The 17,240-nt window shown below is 43.6% G+C and carries 12 protein-coding genes; 7 read left to right on the plus strand and 5 right to left on the minus strand.

Annotated elements, in window-relative coordinates:
* Positions 1-162 precede the first annotated feature (162 nt).
* From I6E84_RS02810 to hppD, 3 genes are all read right to left on the minus strand, one after another.
* Positions 163-507 (minus strand): 4a-hydroxytetrahydrobiopterin dehydratase, encoded by a 345-nt coding sequence (locus tag I6E84_RS02810; RefSeq protein WP_197216000.1) that lies wholly within the window; start codon positions 505-507, stop codon positions 163-165.
* 102 nt (positions 508-609) lie between these two features.
* Positions 610-1,548 carry a phenylalanine 4-monooxygenase gene (gene phhA, locus I6E84_RS02815; RefSeq protein WP_197216001.1) on the minus strand — a complete coding sequence of 313 codons (939 nt, stop codon included), beginning with the start codon at positions 1,546-1,548 and terminating at the stop codon, positions 610-612.
* A gap of 156 nt (positions 1,549-1,704) precedes the next feature.
* Positions 1,705-2,805, minus strand: coding sequence for a 4-hydroxyphenylpyruvate dioxygenase (hppD, locus tag I6E84_RS02820; protein WP_197216003.1), 1,101 nt, complete (start codon positions 2,803-2,805; stop codon positions 1,705-1,707).
* A 144-nt stretch (positions 2,806-2,949) separates the two neighbouring features.
* On the opposite strand from hppD, the gene I6E84_RS02825 reads away from it, so the two are divergent.
* From I6E84_RS02825 to I6E84_RS02845, 5 genes are all read left to right on the plus strand, one after another.
* Positions 2,950-3,879, plus strand: a complete 930-nt coding sequence (locus tag I6E84_RS02825; RefSeq protein WP_197216004.1) for a LysR family transcriptional regulator — start codon at positions 2,950-2,952, stop codon at positions 3,877-3,879.
* A gap of 271 nt (positions 3,880-4,150) precedes the next feature.
* Positions 4,151-5,347, plus strand: a complete 1,197-nt coding sequence (locus I6E84_RS02830; RefSeq protein WP_110922861.1) for an aromatic amino acid transaminase — start codon at positions 4,151-4,153, stop codon at positions 5,345-5,347.
* 425 nt (positions 5,348-5,772) lie between these two features.
* Positions 5,773-7,077: a fumarylacetoacetase gene (fahA, locus tag I6E84_RS02835; RefSeq protein WP_197216006.1), complete on the plus strand. Its 1,305-nt coding sequence runs from the start codon at positions 5,773-5,775 to the stop codon at positions 7,075-7,077.
* 124 nt (positions 7,078-7,201) lie between these two features.
* On the plus strand, positions 7,202-7,777 hold the full coding sequence (locus tag I6E84_RS02840) for a VOC family protein (protein ID WP_197216008.1): 576 nt from the start codon (positions 7,202-7,204) through the stop codon (positions 7,775-7,777).
* 139 nt (positions 7,778-7,916) lie between these two features.
* A complete protein-coding gene (locus I6E84_RS02845; protein WP_197216469.1) occupies positions 7,917-8,969 on the plus strand; it encodes a TRAP transporter substrate-binding protein in 1,053 nt (350 codons plus the stop codon).
* A 79-nt stretch (positions 8,970-9,048) separates the two neighbouring features.
* On the opposite strand, the gene I6E84_RS02850 is transcribed toward I6E84_RS02845, so the two are convergent.
* Positions 9,049-9,897, minus strand: a complete 849-nt coding sequence (locus I6E84_RS02850; RefSeq protein ID WP_197216010.1) for an IclR family transcriptional regulator — start codon at positions 9,895-9,897, stop codon at positions 9,049-9,051.
* 165 nt (positions 9,898-10,062) lie between these two features.
* On the opposite strand from I6E84_RS02850, the gene maiA reads away from it, so the two are divergent.
* Together maiA and I6E84_RS02860 are read left to right on the plus strand one after the other, a co-directional pair.
* A complete protein-coding gene (maiA, locus tag I6E84_RS02855; protein WP_197216472.1) occupies positions 10,063-10,707 on the plus strand; it encodes a maleylacetoacetate isomerase in 645 nt (214 codons plus the stop codon).
* Between the two features lie 213 nt (positions 10,708-10,920).
* Entirely contained in the window at positions 10,921-12,102 is a 1,182-nt protein-coding gene (locus I6E84_RS02860; protein WP_197216012.1) for an acyl-CoA dehydrogenase family protein, read from the plus strand.
* Positions 12,103-12,393: 291 nt separating this feature from the next.
* Here the strand turns inward: I6E84_RS02860 and I6E84_RS02865 are convergent, their stop codons facing one another.
* Positions 12,394-16,791 carry a YadA-like family protein gene (locus tag I6E84_RS02865; RefSeq protein WP_197216014.1) on the minus strand — a complete coding sequence of 1,466 codons (4,398 nt, stop codon included), beginning with the start codon at positions 16,789-16,791 and terminating at the stop codon, positions 12,394-12,396.
* Positions 16,792-17,240 lie beyond the last annotated feature (449 nt).

A 17,240-nucleotide genomic window follows, 5' to 3' on the forward strand; every position in this document is an offset into this window, starting at 1 on the left:
TGCGGCACCCAACCAAAGCCAATCATGGTGATACCCATAATGGCGATGACGATGGCTGATATGATGAAGGCTTGCTGAGGGGAGATATGGGTGAGGATTCTTGGAGGCATCACACATCCTTATGTTGCCAGTTAAATTTAGTTTTCGAATTGACGAGTCGTTTTACGCTTGATCTAGCAAGCGATCGGTCTTAGCCGCCATGACAAAATCATTGCGATGTAGACCTTTGATACTATGCGACCACCAAGTGACGGTCACCTTGCCCCACTCTACCAGCATGCCCGGATGATGCCCCTCTGCTTCTGCAATGTCTGCCAGCTGATTAGCAAATGCCATTGCCGTGACGAAGTTTTTGAATTTATATTGACGTTGTAATTGCTTGATACCATCCACTTCAATCAACGACCAGTCAGGAATCTGCTGTAACAGCTCACGCGCCTCAGAATCATCAACTTTCGGTGCGCCGATACGGCAAGCTTCGCAGCTGTCTTGTGATAATGTCGTCATTATTATGTCCTTTTATATTAATTAAGAAATGTACGTGCATGTTGATGCTTATACTTCACTACTGCATGTTATATCGCATGAAAGCTATCTTTAACGCCATAATCAATCAGGCATTTTTATAGGATAACTTGGCTCAAACAGACCCATTGACATAGCCTTTTTGACCACTCCCATGATATCGCTATCGACGATGTCAAATAGCGTATCCAAATCATCAATCACATAGTAAATCGGTTGAATATGATCGATTCGATAAGGGGTGCGGAGTACGTCGAGTAAATCAAACGCACGATGCTCTGGTTGGCGCTCTACTTGATGTAGGCTTTTACCTTGCTGATCAGAATGCTCTCTGAGTGCATATACTGTTTCAGATGGTGAGCTTAAAATGCCGCCGCCATAGATTCGGCGATTATCTTGAGTTTGTCCGACCAGACCAAACTCGATGGTAAACCAGTAGAGTCGTGCCAAAAACCATCTCTCTTCTTTACTGGCATTCAGACCCAGCTTGCCATACGTCTCGTTAAACGTCGCAAACGCGGGATGGGTCAATAGTGGGCAATGTCCGACGATTTCGTGAAAAATATCAGGTTCTTCGATATAGTCCATGTCATCAAATCGGCGGATAAAGGTTGCGACTGGAAAAGATTTGTTAGCCAATAATTTGAAGAATTTTCCAAAGCTGATTAAAGCAGGAACAGCAGCCGTTTGCCAGCCAGTGGTCGTTTGTAATACCTCGTCAATATCTCGTAGCTGAGGAATACGTGTGGTCGGTAGGTTTAATTTGTTCAAACCCTCTAGATATGCAGTACAAGCACGATTGGGTATATGCTGAGCTTGACGCGCTAGCAACGCTTGCCACATCGCATGCTCATCCTCACTGTAGTGAATATGACCATTACTATCTGGCTGATGCGATATGTAAGGTTGTTTTTTATTCGTCGCGTTAGGACGACTGGGCGCATCGTCGCTTTGCTTATTAGTTGCAACGCTATTGGTACCGATGGCTGTATTGAGAGGGTCTATATGTGATAGGCGTTCCATGCCTGCATTCCTTTTATCGCAATGTGTACGTTACCTTTGCACTCGTGACATTTGTACTCGTGCTTTTAAGTAACGTACCTATTGAAGAGTACATGAGGACAAGCCAAACTCCTTTTGTCTTGTCCAGTTGTTAAATTTTTTGAGTGTAGAGTGATTTTATGGTGTTTCAGTCTCTGGCTGACCAACCGTGCCGCGACGTACTTGATCGCGTTCTATCGACTCAAACAATGCTTTGAAATTACCTTCACCAAAGCCGTCTGCATAATCGCCTTTACGTTGGATGAACTCGAAGAACACTGGACTACCTAAGATGGTTTCAGAGAAAATCTGTAGTAGTAGACGCGGTGCGCCGCCTTCCGTTGTACCGTCTAATAAGATACCGCGCATTTGCAATTCAGCCACATTTTCACCATGGTTCGGTAAGCGCTCGCTCAGCATGTCATAGTAAGCAGCGTTTGGTGCAGTCATGAGTGGAATGCCAGCCGCTTTTAACTTATCGATACTGGCAAACAAATCATCGCTGGCCAGAGCAATATGCTGAATACCTTCGCCATTGAAATGCATCAAGTATTCTTCGATTTGGCCACCGCCCTGCTTGGCTTCTTCATTTAATGGAATACGGATTTTGCCATCAGGTGCCGTCATGGCTTTACTGGTCAATCCAGTGTATTCGCCTTTGATATCAAAATAGCGAATCTCACGGAAATTAAAGATGCGCTCATAGAAGTTGGCCCAATAAGCCATACGACCACGGTAAACGTTGTGGGTTAAATGATCGATGACTTTGAAGCCATGTCCGACAGGACGTCTATCGATGTCTGCAAAAAATTCAAAGTCGACGTCATAGATAGACTCACCATCTTTATAACGGTCAATCAGATAAATCAGTGAGCCGCCGATACCTTTGATAGCGGGCAGTCTCAGCTCCATCACGCCAGTTGGCACCTCTACTGGTTGCGCGCCCATCTCAATAGCACGTTCGTAGGCTTTTTTGGAATCTTGCACCCGAAAGCCCATGCTACAAGCACCAGCGCCATGCTCTTCAACGAAGTAACTGGCTTGGCTTTTTGGTTCACGATTTAGGATAAGGTTGATGTCACCTTGACGGTAGAGTGCCACATCTTTTGAACGGTGATTGGCCACATGTGCAAAGCCAAGCTGTTTAAATAATGCATCGACAGCGTCTGGTTTAGGCGAGGCGAATTCAACAAAATCAAACCCATTTAGTCCCATTGGGTTTTCAAATAAATCTGCCATTGTAATCATCCTTAATTTCAATTGGTGGTAAAAGTACGATAAAACGATTGGTAATCAATCTTTATTGTTGACGTTGTATTTATATTAGATTAGCTTTATTTATAAGACTAATTGTTTTTTATGATTTATTTATCAGGTTTACTTATGAATATCAGCATTCGCCAACTTACCGCATTTATCCAAGTCGCTGATAATGGCAGTTTCACTCGTGCCAGCGATCAGATGCATTTGACCCAATCTGCCGTTAGTGGTTTGATCAAAGAATTAGAATCTAGTCTGGGTATCGTGTTATTCGACCGTACGACGCGCCAGCTGTCTTTGTCCGCAGTCGGACGGCATCTATTGCCACAAGCACGGCGCATCTTGAATGAGATGCAACTGTTTGAAAATGAAGCGAGTAGCTTGACCAGCCTAGCGCAAGGTCAAGTACGGCTGGCCGTTTCCCAGTTCGCAGCTTCCTCTATGCCAGCAGTTATCGCTCAGTTTTCCAAAAAGCATCCCGAGATTAGCGTGTCGTTGGTGGATTGCTCTGCAGAGAACTTACTGAGACATATCCAAGATATCGAAGTAGATTTAGGAGTCGGTACCGAGCTTGACTTTACGGAGACGGAGGATAACATCAGGGCAGATTTGTTATATCAGTTGCCATTTTGCGTGGTCATGCCAGATAGCCATGCATTGGCACAGAAGAGTGAAATTACATGGCAGGATTTGTTAGATATTCCACTCATCACACTGCAAGGGCCATTTATAGAACAAGTGACCGCAGAACTGGATGAGCGTATCACCACTCATATTCAGCAAGCGCGATATAAAGTTAATTTTATGTCCACGGCACTTGAGATGACCCGTCAAGGATTTGGCATTACGCTGTGCCTGCCCTACATGCCTGAGGTTATCGACTGGGTAAGTGCCAACGGGTTACAGATGCGGCCACTGGCACAGCCCGTTAGAATGCGTCAGTTCTTTATCTATCAACGGGCGTCTCGTGCTTTGTCACCAGCGACCATCGCATTTAAGATGTTTTTGCAAACGTATTTTTCGAGCCACTTTAACGATTTACAGCGTATTTGAGTATTATTGTTGGGCGACTCAGAAAATGAGCAAGGTAAGGCAGATGATAAGATAACGCAGATAATATCTAAATGATGACTGGCTATTTGATGCTGTTTGGCAAGATTTGGCCATGTTTAACCCATTTAGCTAGTCATCGATTGAGTTGAGGGCATTCCTTCGTTAATTATTTTATAAATTCACCAGAATAACTGAATCTGATATTGAGTTAACGGCCAATTTGCTCTATTCTTTTTAACGCCTCAATTTATATCTCTTGTAAGGAAAAAAAATGTTTGAACGTATCGATTATTATGCGGGTGATCCAATCCTAGGATTGATGGACAAGTTTGCAGCAGACAACAACCCAGATAAAGTAAATTTAGGCGTGGGCGTCTATTATGATGAGGATGGCAAATTGCCAGTACTCGAGTGTGTAAAAATCGCTGAGCAGCGTATTGCAGACCCAGTATCTCCTCGTCCATACTTACCGATGGCTGGCTTACCAGGACACCGTAAAGGCTGTCAGGAATTGCTGTTTGGTAAAGACGCTCAAATCTTAAAAGACGATTTGGTTGCGACCATCGCGACTATCGGCGGTTCTGGTGCGTTGAAAGTAGGCGCAGAGTTTATGCATCAATGGTTCCCACAAGCCAAGTGCTACGTGAGTGATCCAACGTGGGGCAACCACATTGCTATCTTTGAAGGCTCTGATGTTGAAGTCGGTAAATATCCGTACTACGACAAAACAACCAGCAGCATCAAATTTGACGAGATGATTGCGTTTTTTGAAACATTGAACAAGAACGACGTCATCTTGTTACACCCTTGCTGCCACAACCCAACCGGTATGGACTTGACCCGTGAGCAGTGGGATACCGTGCTAAACGTCATCCAAGCTCGTGAATTGATTCCATTCATGGACATTGCTTACCAAGGTTTTGGCGAAGACATGGACAGCGATGCTTACGCTATTCGTAAAGCCGTAGATATGGGTCTGCCACTGTTTGTGAGCAACTCATTCTCTAAAAACTTATCGCTATACGGCGAGCGTGTCGGCGGTCTATCTGTCGTTTGCCCAACAGCAGATGAAGCCAAACGCGTCTTCGGTCAGCTAAATGCGACTGTGCGCCGCATCTACTCAAGCCCACCATCACATGGTGGCCGTGTCGTCGATATCGTGATGAACGACGAAGTGTTACATGAGCAATGGGTTGGTGAAGTTTACGCGATGCGTGACCGTATCAAATCTATGCGTACCAAGCTAAAGTCAGTATTAGAAGCTAAAATACCTGGTCGTAGCTTTGATTACTTGACCGATCAAAACGGTATGTTCAGCTTTACTGGCCTCACTCCTGAGCAAGTCGAACAGCTACAAACCAAGTTTGGTATCTACATGGTATCTAACTCACGTATGTGTGTTGCGGGCTTGAACAGCAGCAATATCGATTATGTTGCCAATGCAATGGTTGAAGTCTTAAAAGACTGATTTAATCACGCATTAAAAACGTAACCTATTAAAGAACAGATATCAATAAAAAGGCTGAGCGATTGCTCAGCCTTTTTTTGTGTGCAGTATTTAGGGCATACCCTAGGGCATGTCTTCATTTCAAAAATGGTGATAAAAATGAGATAAATTGCCGTCAGACAAGAAAAATAGCGCAGATAATATCGGGATATTAGCCAGCTATTTGACGATGTTTGGCAAGATTTAGCCATTTTTAGCCCATTTAGATGACTATCGAGTGATATTGAAGATATGCCCTAGTCAAAACAACGGTAATAACTTTTCAAAGACGCTTTTTACGGAAGGCATTGCACAAAAAACTTGCAATCGATATATCAATAAATTACATTATACGTAAGTAGTTAATTATAACGTAATTCATTATGTACTTTAGCAAGGAGCAAATCATGTCAACGATTGACAGTACCCTCACCTCATTTATCAATATCGCCGCTGATTCTGACTTTTCAATCCACAACCTCCCTTACGGTATTTTTAGCGATACCAAAGACGCTGCTGATAATAACAAGCGCCGTGCAGGCGTTGCCATCGGTGAGCACGTATTGGATCTATCTGTGCTAGAGACAGAAGGCTTATTAAGCTTATTAGATGGTGGACCATACTTTGATCAATCCACTCTAAATGCTTTTATTGATTCAGGCCGAGATAACTGGACGAAGGCACGTCAAACCATTCAAACGCTACTCTCCAGCGACAATGATACCTTACGTGATAATGCCGACTTACAGCAAAAGGCGTTGTTTAAACAAGCAGATGTTACGATGCACCTGCCTGTTCGAGTGCCCGGCTTTACAGACTTTTACTCTTCTAAAGAGCATGCCACTAACGTCGGTACTATGTTCCGCGATCCAAATAACGCCCTACTACCTAACTGGACCGAAATGCCCGTCGGTTATAACGGACGCGCCAGCACTGTCATCGTCAGTGGAACTGATATCGTACGTCCATCCGGTCAGCTAAAACCCAATGCTGACGACCGCCCTATTTTTTCTGCCTGTAAGCGCTTGGATTTTGAGTTAGAGACCGCATTTGTCGTTGGTAAAGGCAATCATATCGGTCAACCAATCGCCGTAGATGAGGCCTCTGATCATATCTTCGGCATGGTGCTGCTCAACGACTGGTCGGCACGAGATATCCAAAAGTGGGAATACGTGCCTTTAGGTCCATTCAATGCCAAAACCTTTGCTTCTGAGGTTTCCCCTTGGATTATCACCATGGATGCACTGGCCCCATTTAAAACAGTTTGCCCAACACAAGAACCCAAGCCGCTTGCTTATCTGAACGAAAAAGCGAGCGATAACAGCTTTAATATCAATCTATCCGTTGAGCTACTGCCTGAAAATTCGGAGACTACTACTGTCATTTGCGAGACCAATTTTAAATATATGTATTGGTCCATGGCACAGCAGCTCACCCACCACACCATCACTGGCTGCAAGGTTGAAGTCGGTGACATGATGGGCTCAGGGACGATTTCAGGGCCAACGCCTGACTCTTATGGCTCGATGCTAGAGATTGCTTGGAACGCTACCAAACCAGTCACGCTAAAAGGCGGCGAGACGCGCAGCTTTATCGAAGATGGTGACACAGTCATTATGAAAGGCTATAGCGAAAAAGATGGTATTCGTGTTGGATTTGGTGAAGTGCGTGGCAAAGTATTACCAGCGCTTAGCTTTGATTTTGACAAATAGCAACCGTATATAAAAAAGGCGTAAAAGTAGATTCAAACTGTCAGAAAATAATGACATGCCGTCTATAAACACTGGCAGTTTGTCTACTGATATTAACGATACGCCCTATCAAAAGGAGTTTGATATGAGCTTTACCATTGAAAAAATTCATCATGTGGCTTATCGCTGCAAAGATGCCAAAGAAACCGTTGAATGGTATCAACAGCATTTGAATATGGATTTCATCTTAGCATTCGCAGAAGACCATGTGCCTTCAACCAAAGCCTTTGACCCTTATATGCATGTCTTCTTGAATGCTGGTAGTGGCAATGTATTGGCTTTCTTTGAAGTACCCAATCAACCTGAGATGGGCTTTGATCCAAACACCCCAAATTGGGTGCAGCATTTGGCGCTAAAGGTCAAAGACCGTAATGAGCTACTGATTGCCAAAGAGCACTTAGAACAAGGTGGCATTGACGTCATTGGCGTGACCAATCACGGTATTTTTCACTCTATTTACTTCTTTGATCCCAATGGGCATCGTCTTGAGTTGACCTATGATGACCCAACCTCAGAAGACAAAGTCTCGATGATTACAGACGCCATCAAGCAAGACATGCTAGATGAGTGGTCTCGTACCAAACGCGCGCCAGCACATACGCAGTTTTTGCACAGTGAAGAGTTGGCTGAAGCAAGAGAAATCGCGCCTGTCGGTGAGTAATTGCCCTATCATTCTGTTTGCTAGCTTTTTTCATATGACTGATTAATCATCGCTTTAAGCTTAAAAGTGATGATTAGTGACACACCCTACGTAGCAAAAGATAGCACACGATATCTAACCATCATGAAAGGATTCTATGATGAAAGTAAAAGCACCCTTAGGAATACTCTTAGCTGCCTCGATTGCGATGGCTGGCTGCTCCAATAACGACCAATCGGTCAGCACATCTACGGATACAGGTGAAGTGACGACATTGCGCTTCTCGCATTTTATGACTGCCACTGACAATATAAACACCGAAGCGTTAGAACCATGGGCAAAGAAAATTGAAGCGGATTCAAAAGGCCGATTAAAGGTTGAGATATACCCTTCTGCGACGCTCAGCAAACCAGGGTCTACTTATGATGCTACAGCGAAAGGTAGTGTGGATATTGGTATGCAAGCGCAAGGATATACAGCAGGACGATTCCCTTTGACTCAAATCGTAGAGTTGCCAGGCATCACAAATACTGCACAGCAGCAGAGCTGTATACTTCATAAGCTATATGATGAAGGTGTCATTAAAGATGAATACGAAGACACTCATTTGCTCGCTTTGATAGGGACTGGTCAAGGTGCGCTTCATACAGTTGATAAGCCGATTCGCACGCCAGCCGATATGAAAGGTCTACGTATTCGCCAGCCTTCTGCGGTTGCTAGCCACATCATCGAAGCGACTGGCGCCGCACCTGTCGGCATGCCTGCCAGTGATACTTACACCTCTCTTCAGCGCGGTGTCATTGATGGGCTCAGCTTTACTTGGCAACCTATTCAAGCATTTCGCCTTGACGAGTTAATCAATACGCACACCAACATCCCTTTTTATAATTCCACCTTTGTGATCAGTATGAATAAAGATAAATATAACAGCTTGCCTGATGATCTCAAACAAGTAATTGATGACAATTCTGGCGCAGAGCTGGCAGCGCATATCTCTAAGGTATTTGACGTCAGCAATGCCAAAGCGATGGCCGCCGCCAAAGCAAAAGGCGATATTATGATTGATATTCCTGATCCACTCAATGACCCAGATTGGAGAGGCCCATTAATGGAAGGCTCTCAACATTACCTTGATGAAGTCAATGCGACTGGCCTAGACGCTGACAATGTATACGAGAAGGCAAAAGCGGCCAGTAGCGTCTGTATGGTTTAGAGGACAAACATTATTAGATGATGTTCGAAAATAAATTTCTCGATGCGATAGCCGTTTAGCTTATAGCACAAAATACTGGCTACGCTAGTTGATAACGCTGTGCTATCGCTAATATTTTTTCGACCACATGATGTTGCTCGCTCATCGGTAACTGCTCTGTGGTTCCGATGACCGTAATGGCATACTCTAATGGCAAGCTCTGAGTAACTGACTCAGCAGTAACCGTAGACTGACTGGCGATATTACCTGTCAGCTGAGGTACGATAATAGGAATGGTAATGGCATTAATACCCATCACCATATCACCCGTGACAGTTGCATAGCCATGGGTACGAATTTTTGCTTGTAGTTGGGTAAAATTCCGCCACTGCTCTACTTTAATGGCTTCATCGCTTGCATGCCATTCAGCCATAACCAATGGTTGGATAATCTCTTCAGATTGATAACTGGCAAACAGCTGACCTGTCGCCGACGTCGTCAGTGGCATACGTGAACCAATGCGAGTAATGATACTGATTGGACTGTCTGGCTCAACAGACTGAATAATAATAGGCCCTTCGCTGAACCATTTGGCAATTTGCACCCCGCAGTTGAGGATATCTTTTATCTCATTGGCTGCATGAGTCAGTCGCTCCAAGATGTTATTTGAACTGACCCCGTTATGACTAAGTGCATTGACTCGAATACCTAGTCCATAGCGCCCATCGTTTAGCTGCCGAGCGTAATTTTTGCGGATGAGGCTAACCATATACCGGTGACACTTTGCTGGATGCATTTGCATGGCTTCAGCGATGTCTTTTAGCATCATAGGTTCATTGCGGTCGATAAGCACATCTAGTATCGACAGCCCAATCTCAAGTGACTGTACCCCACCTTGATTTTTATTGGTGGTAGCAGATTTGTCTATAAGGGTTTCAGCTGCTGGCATGGCTTGCTCGATTAATGATTTGTTGGGTTAGTTCAAATAAACATCATTGAAATAAAAAATTAATATCAAGATACTTATATTAATTGCATTAAATAAGAATGCTATAACGAATTATAACCGCTTATTTCACTCACAACATACCATAATAAAAGGGAATTCATAATGATGGCACTCTATGGCTACTTTCGTAGTAGCACCTCTTACCGTACTCGTATTGCGATGAACCTAAAGGGCTTGGATTATGACTACATCGCGGTCAACTTGGCTCAAGACGAACAATTAGAAAGCGCATTTAAATTACTCAATCCACAAGGGTTGGTACCTGTCTTACAAGCCGACGATTTATTGCTCTATCAAAGCCCCGCTATCTTGGAATGGTTAGAGGATATTTATCCTGAAAGCCCCCTATTGCCTAAAGATGCATCTGGACGCATGCAAGTACGTGCCATTAGCGCCATGGTTGGCTGTGATATTCATCCTCTCAATAACCGCCGTATCTTACAATATTTACGTAATGAGCTTTCGGTAGACGAGGAAGATGTCATTGCATGGTGCAATCGCTGGATAACTGAAGGTTTTACCGCTTTGGAAAAAATACTAGCAAAAGATAAAACTCGTGGAAAATTTTGCTACGGTGACAGCCCTACGTTTGCAGACTGTTATCTCATTCCGCAAGTTTCTTCTGCTCGCCGCTTCAAAGTAGACCTCAGCACTTATCCTAATATTATGGAAATTGATGCGCATTGCCGCACGCTAAAAGCCTTTGCAGAGGCGGATCCTATGGTGCAGTCTGATGCCCCAAAGTCCTAATAAGTCGCCAAAGAAGACTAACCAATATCGTTACATCCCTTCTAATCATTCATCTTTCAATACAATATGGCATATATGCAAATTATTGATTATATAGTGAGCAACTGTTGGATATTTTTGATAAAATACCTTATATATCAAATATAGAATTAATTAAAATTCATTGATTATAAATAATTACACTGTTTTATCAATTATAAAAGGTTGGGGATAATGGACGATAACACTTCGCTAAACAAGACAGACCTTCTACCTTCTGATGCAGCTACTGAGGTTTTCCCATTAGCTGTATCCGCTAGAGAGGACACAGAAGCCGCTAGAAAAATTGCACCGACCGTGGTCAAGCAGCTTTCAGAATCGGCACTATTTAGAATGGGGTTGCCAAAATCACTGGGAGGATGGGAAGGCAATCCTGTAGAAACCTTAAAAGTATATGAGACCTTAGCCAGTGCTGAAGCTTCAGTGGCTTGGATCGTTTGGAATAACCATTTAGCGTGTACGTTTGGCAGGTTTTTAGACGAGTCTAGTATGAAAGAGATATACAACGACCCCTCCCACGTTTATGCCAACTCAGCCCGCCCCGAGGGCGTTGCCACAGTGGTCGATAATGGCTATATGGTATCTGGTCGATGGACACTAGTATCTGGATGTGAATTGGCGGATTGGTTTGTGCTGCGCTGTTTGGTGGTCTCAGAAGGATCTCCAACCACTCTGGGGCCAGGAGCAAATCTAAAACTGTTTTTTATTCCAAAGACAGAAGTAGAAGTCATTGATACGTGGAATGTTGGCGGATTGAATGGCACAGGCAGTCACGACATAGTCATCAAAGATGCCTTTGTAAAAGAAGCTTACGCTGTTGGGTTTGATAGCCCTGTCGCTATCGATAATGCTTATAGTCGCTTACCTATTGGTTGTATCAATGCAGCAGGTTGTGCCGCCATGTCTCTAGGTGTATTAAAGGCCGCAATGGACGACCTGATTGACATGTGTCTTGAGAGAGTCACGCCTGGTAAGAGTCCAGATCTACGCGACCGTGCAACCGTACAAGCTGCCATCGCAAAGAGTACAACTCTATTAGCATCTAGGCGCTTACAGTTACATAATAGCGTCGAGACATTGTGGGACGAATCACAGCAACAGAACACCTTTACCGATGTGCAACTTGCGGATGTCTGGGCAGCATCATGTGAGGCTGCCAGAGAAGCTCGAGCGATGGTATCTGAAATCTATGCGGTTGCTGGCACTGCTTCATTGTATAAACAACATAAAATAGAAAGAGCGCATAGAGACATTCATGCGATTTTACAACACGGTATCGTGCAGCCTCATTGGATGAATCAAGCTGGCATGGCTTATGTTGGATTAACACCGAACGCTGCGATGTTTAGAGTATAGTCAAACCCATACAAATCCGCTACATTGCTACCTTGCCAACCATACTCATGTATAGCTTGCACTCGGCTCCCTTGTATCAAAAGTATCGAAATTGTTTGAACTCAACTATATGAATGTGACTTCTATAATAAGTACTAGCGCTTGTACAACATAAGGTACAAGCGCTTTTTACTGCTTAGAATTTACTGCTTAATAATTGCGTAAAATACCTATTATTTACCCGTAAAAAAGCAAGCCATTCGATGTCTTGCTTTTTTATATTTGATTGACAATCATAATTGAACGACCTCTTCAATCAAAATGGAAGCCTGCGCCAATCGCGCCGCCTGCATTGCCCTGAGTATCTGCGGTACCATTTATCTTCATGACCCAACGGCCATCATTCGATAATTTGGAGAAACCAACAGCAACCGCGCTTTCTCCATTATACGTACCGACACCACCACTAATCATTGACTTGCCTGCGATATAAGCTTGCGGTAATGAAGACATCGCCATTGCTGCTGAAATACCAGCATTAGCATTCTCTTCGACTTCACCAATTTTATAGCCTAGATCGCTCATATTGTTATTGAGTCTACTATCTAGCGCGCTCAATTGACTGTAGTTGACAGCATCTGTCGCTTCGACACCATCAGCGACGCCTGTTATGCGCTGATTACCAGCATATAGACCTTGAGCAGTCATGCTTGGGCCATCTTGCATGCTGATGCCACTATTATTGATAACCGTCGTACCCACTGTGACACTATCAACACTGATGTTACCGTTTAAATCAAACTTGATACTACTGCCCTCTGCGGTGGTGGTTATGTTATTGCCACCTGTAAAGCTTAGGACACTACCGTCTCCAACTGGCTTATTGATATTAGCGCCACTGTCTGCACCAAAGTTAAGTCCAGCATCAAGCTTGTCCGTGTTGGTTTTAATGTTCGTGGTGTTAGTCATAATATTGCTAGTGTTCGTAGCGATATTAGTTGTATTGGTAGAAATATTGGTTGTGTTAGTGGCAATGTTCGTGGTGTTGACTTGCACATTTTCATTGATTTCAATGGTGCCTTGTCTGATAGAAGCAATCGCACCATCTATGTTGCCCTCACCTGTTCCACCAATGTTGCTATTGGTGAACGTACCACTCTCAGAATTGTAGACAGTGTCGCCACCGATAATGCTGCTGATACCACTCCCTTGTGCATAAAGCTGACTGCCATTGATAGCATCTTGGCTGCCAGCTGTTATCTCACCATTTTGGACGTTGGTGATTTTTTTATTAGCAGCATCAATGCCACTTTTCGTGACGCTTGGACCACCTGCAATAGTCAGTCCATTGTCATTCATGGTGGTATCACCAGTGGTTACGCTATCTAAGATGATATCTGGATTTAGATCAAAGCTAATATCATTAGCATTGGTAGGTATTGCTGCATCTTGTAGTCCCGTACTAGCAGCAAAGGCAGTGGCATCATTCACTGATGTTCTAGATACTTTGATATTGCCATCTCTACTGTTCAGATCGAGAGCATCTCCTTGTTTGACCATGGTAGCAATATCACCTTGAGCCGTGATTCCCCACCCTTGATCTAAGGCAATAGTCACTTCTTTTAATTGCCCAACATTTACAGCATCTGTATCTAGCACACCTTCCCCAACGTTGCGGATAGTGTTGCCTCCATTGTCTAAGCCACGGCTACTCAATGAGACCTGTGAGACCATTCTACCTAAGCCATTATTAACGAAGGTAAAGCCTGCATCACTCATGATGCTATTACCTACTTGCATACTGCCAGTATCCCCTAGGTCTAGCTGGTTATTTAGCTTGACCTGAACACCGGTCTCAGAAGCAATAGTAGTCAGGTTGCTATCACCTGTGACATTGATAGTATCACCCAATGCAAATTGCTGATCATTGTCGCTATTACCGTCACCTATTTTGATACCTTTGGCAATTTCATCATTGGTCGTTGTGAGCTGTGCAAAGTTGACGGCATCACTTGGTGCAATTCCTTCAGCGACTTTGATAATTCTATTATTACCATTATCAAGCCCTTCATTGCTAAGCGTAATGGTCTGATTAGGGCCATCAGTTATGGTGATACCTGCATTATTCAGTACCGTGTTTTCCATTCTCACGCTACCATTTTTACCAAGTACCACATCTTCAGCCAATCTAACATTTAGATTACCTTCATCATCAGCGATGACACCGATATTGTTCTCAGTTAATTCTGTTGCGCCGCCTTGAATCGTCAATGTCTGACCTAGTTTGCGATTGACGACAACTGCGGTATCGTCTCCGGTAAAGCTCAAACCCAAGTCAACGGTGCTATTGGTTGCATTTAACTGGCCAACATTGACAGCATCCGTATCTTCCTCACCATCATCTACGTTAGTGATTTTATTCCCGCCGTTATTGAGACCACTATTGCTTAGGCTAACTGTACTGCCACCAAGGAAGCTGACACCATCCGTGTTTAGCAACGTATCGCCTGTAGTGACGCTAGTGAAAACAACTTCATCTGCTGTCGCCACTTTAATACCACCGTTCTCAGCGGTTAAGACAATATTATCACCTGTTAGGAAATTGGCCGTGTTATCAGTTTGATTAAGTGTTTTCACTTCAGCGCCATCTATTTGAGTAATGACCGTTTGTATGGCACTGTCAGCTTTCACTAAACTGGCTTTGCTAGCTTCACTCAAGTCGACTGCATAGTCGGTCGTATTAGTCGCCATGTCTTTGTCACCTGCGGTCACTGTGACGGCTGAAGATCCTGCTGAAGTAGTCACGCCATTTGCATTGACTGTGTAGACGTCTTGACCGTTCTGACCCGTAGATTTCACAACATCAGCCACGTTAGTACCTGCGGCAACCTCTGTTTTAGCAGCGGCAGATGCACGGTTCACATCACCGATGTTTGCGGCATTGAAGTCACTACCCACACCACTTGCGACGTTTGTAATTTGATTGCCGCCATTATTAAGACCACTGCTGCTTAATCTAACAGTACTGCCACCCAAGAAGCTGACACCATCTGTGTTTAGCAATGTATTACCTGTAGTAACACTATCTAAACCTGTGACGTCTTTTGCCAGTTTAAGAGTCAAAGTATCAGATCCATCAGCAATCACACCAATATTATTGCTATTAGACAGCTTTGCACTATCCGTCTCCCCACCTTTTACAATGAGCTGTTCACCGAGTTTACGGTTGATAGGAGTACCAGTATCACCGCCGAAATCCATACCTTTATCAAGTGTGCTATTGATACCGTTTTGCAGCCCCTTTAGCTGCGCGACATTCACTGCATCACTATTACTAGTGCCCGCTGCAACGTTGACAATCTGACGGTTACCGCCTTCTGACCCAGTACCAACTGATACAGCGCCGAGTGTCACACTTTTTGTCGCAATAATGGCATTTTCATCGATGAACAAAGTCCCTATTGGCACAAATCCAGTGGCTCCGCCTGCGACATTAGCAATAGATTTTGATCCCAGTGCCACTCCATTTTGGGTAGCAGATTGAGCACCTGCACCAAGTGCTAACGCGCCTTTTTCGGTAGCAGAAGACGCCACACCGAATGCGGATGAGGCGGTTTCAGAAGCGCTAGCATGTGTACCTATCGCTGTCGCAAGATGACCTTCTGTACGGGCTTTAACACCGATTGCTATGGAAGCCGCACCACCCGATTCGGTATGTCCAGCATAGGGGTCGCTTAGATCCAATAAATCTCGACCAGCATATTCGTTAAATGCGGTATTTACTGTCCCGCTATTCAGAGTGGTGTCAGTGATAGTCCCGTCGAGATTGTATATCGATGCTAGGTTTAGATCGTCTCCACCGATGGCAATAGAAGAGCCACCTCGTGAGACGACATTTGCGCCGATAGCAATAGATTGTTCACCACTCGCCATCGTATGTTGCCCAGATTCCGAGCTACCAATCGCAATGGTTTGACTGCCAGTTGCTTTTGCGTTGCCGCCCATGGCCATGGCGTTATAGCCTGTTGCCCCATCATTGTTTAAATTACCGCTAGCGTTTGAATCTACGCTGTAGTATTTAGTCTTATTGGCTGCAACTGTATTAGTTAAGCTGTTTAACTGCGAACCATTCACAGCATCTTTACTCGTTGCTGTAATGTCACCATCATCGACATTTATGATTTTATTATTGCCATTATTTAGCCCACTATGACCAAGCATGACAGTATTGACTAAATTGCTAGCTACTATCTTGACACCAGAATGATCAACCAGCGTATCACCTGTTTTAAGACTACCATCAGTACCCAAATCGACAGTTTTATCGAGCTGTATCGTGAGTGATTTATCATGTTTGTTAGCCGTGACACTGATATTTTTGGTGTTTGGGCTTCCTATAATTGTTTCACCACCTTGGATGGTCAAAGTCTGATGATAAAAAGGATTGGTATAAATCTCACGTGCTGGATCATCTCCGGCAAAATAGGTGCCTACTGCATTTGCATGCATGCCAAAACCAGCCGCAAGCAGCCCAAGACCTATCGCGCTCAAGCGCAAGGTATGAATAGAAGACAGGTTAGATGTTGTATTGATGGTAGCATTAGCGCTCACACTAGATTTGGAAGACTTACCACGCCCCTTCGCATACTCACCGACTGCGGTAAAGCAACTTAAGGCTTCATTCCAGATGACTTTATAAATGCGGTTCATGACATGTACTCCCTTACAGAATGGTTAGAATTAAAAACCAAAGACAAGATCCATCTTGTAGAGAGTTGTTATGACGAAATAAAATGATTTATGAGCTTATAGCAGTGAGGCCTTTATGGGTTACTGTTTGTGTTAATCATTGAAAAATAAGACATTTTATTTCTTGAAATCTTTATTACTCTCTGTATATATTAGTATTACCGAATATATACAGAGAGACAATGCCGTTTGTCTTGACTTTAATACCGACTGTCTTATATATGTCTAAAAATGAATATAAAGAATGGTATGAAATCATAAAAAAATACAATTGTCCACTTATTTACCTAAAAATATGCTCTTATCGATATATCAAAGATATAAGATATAAGATATAAGATATAAGATATAAGATATAAGATATAAGATATAAGATATAAGATATAAGATATAAGATATAAGATATAAGA

The sequence above is a fragment of the Psychrobacter sp. SCQQ22 genome (genome assembly GCF_015864605.1).
Classification (GTDB): Bacteria; Pseudomonadota; Gammaproteobacteria; order Pseudomonadales; family Moraxellaceae; genus Psychrobacter; species Psychrobacter fozii.

Coding starts and splice junctions, on each gene's coding strand:
- I6E84_RS02810 (WP_197216000.1), bottom strand. CDS start 507: ATGACGACATTATCACAAGACAGCTGCGAAGCTTGCCGTATCGGCGCA.
- phhA (WP_197216001.1), bottom strand. CDS start 1,548: ATGGAACGCCTATCACATATAGACCCTCTCAATACAGCCATCGGTACC.
- hppD (WP_197216003.1), bottom strand. CDS start 2,805: ATGGCAGATTTATTTGAAAACCCAATGGGACTAAATGGGTTTGATTTT.
- I6E84_RS02825 (WP_197216004.1), top strand. CDS start 2,950: ATGAATATCAGCATTCGCCAACTTACCGCATTTATCCAAGTCGCTGAT.
- I6E84_RS02830 (WP_110922861.1), top strand. CDS start 4,151: ATGTTTGAACGTATCGATTATTATGCGGGTGATCCAATCCTAGGATTG.
- fahA (WP_197216006.1), top strand. CDS start 5,773: ATGTCAACGATTGACAGTACCCTCACCTCATTTATCAATATCGCCGCT.
- I6E84_RS02840 (WP_197216008.1), top strand. CDS start 7,202: ATGAGCTTTACCATTGAAAAAATTCATCATGTGGCTTATCGCTGCAAA.
- I6E84_RS02845 (WP_197216469.1), top strand. CDS start 7,917: ATGAAAGTAAAAGCACCCTTAGGAATACTCTTAGCTGCCTCGATTGCG.
- I6E84_RS02850 (WP_197216010.1), bottom strand. CDS start 9,897: ATGCCAGCAGCTGAAACCCTTATAGACAAATCTGCTACCACCAATAAA.
- maiA (WP_197216472.1), top strand. CDS start 10,063: ATGGCACTCTATGGCTACTTTCGTAGTAGCACCTCTTACCGTACTCGT.
- I6E84_RS02860 (WP_197216012.1), top strand. CDS start 10,921: ATGGACGATAACACTTCGCTAAACAAGACAGACCTTCTACCTTCTGAT.
- I6E84_RS02865 (WP_197216014.1), bottom strand. CDS start 16,791: ATGAACCGCATTTATAAAGTCATCTGGAATGAAGCCTTAAGTTGCTTT.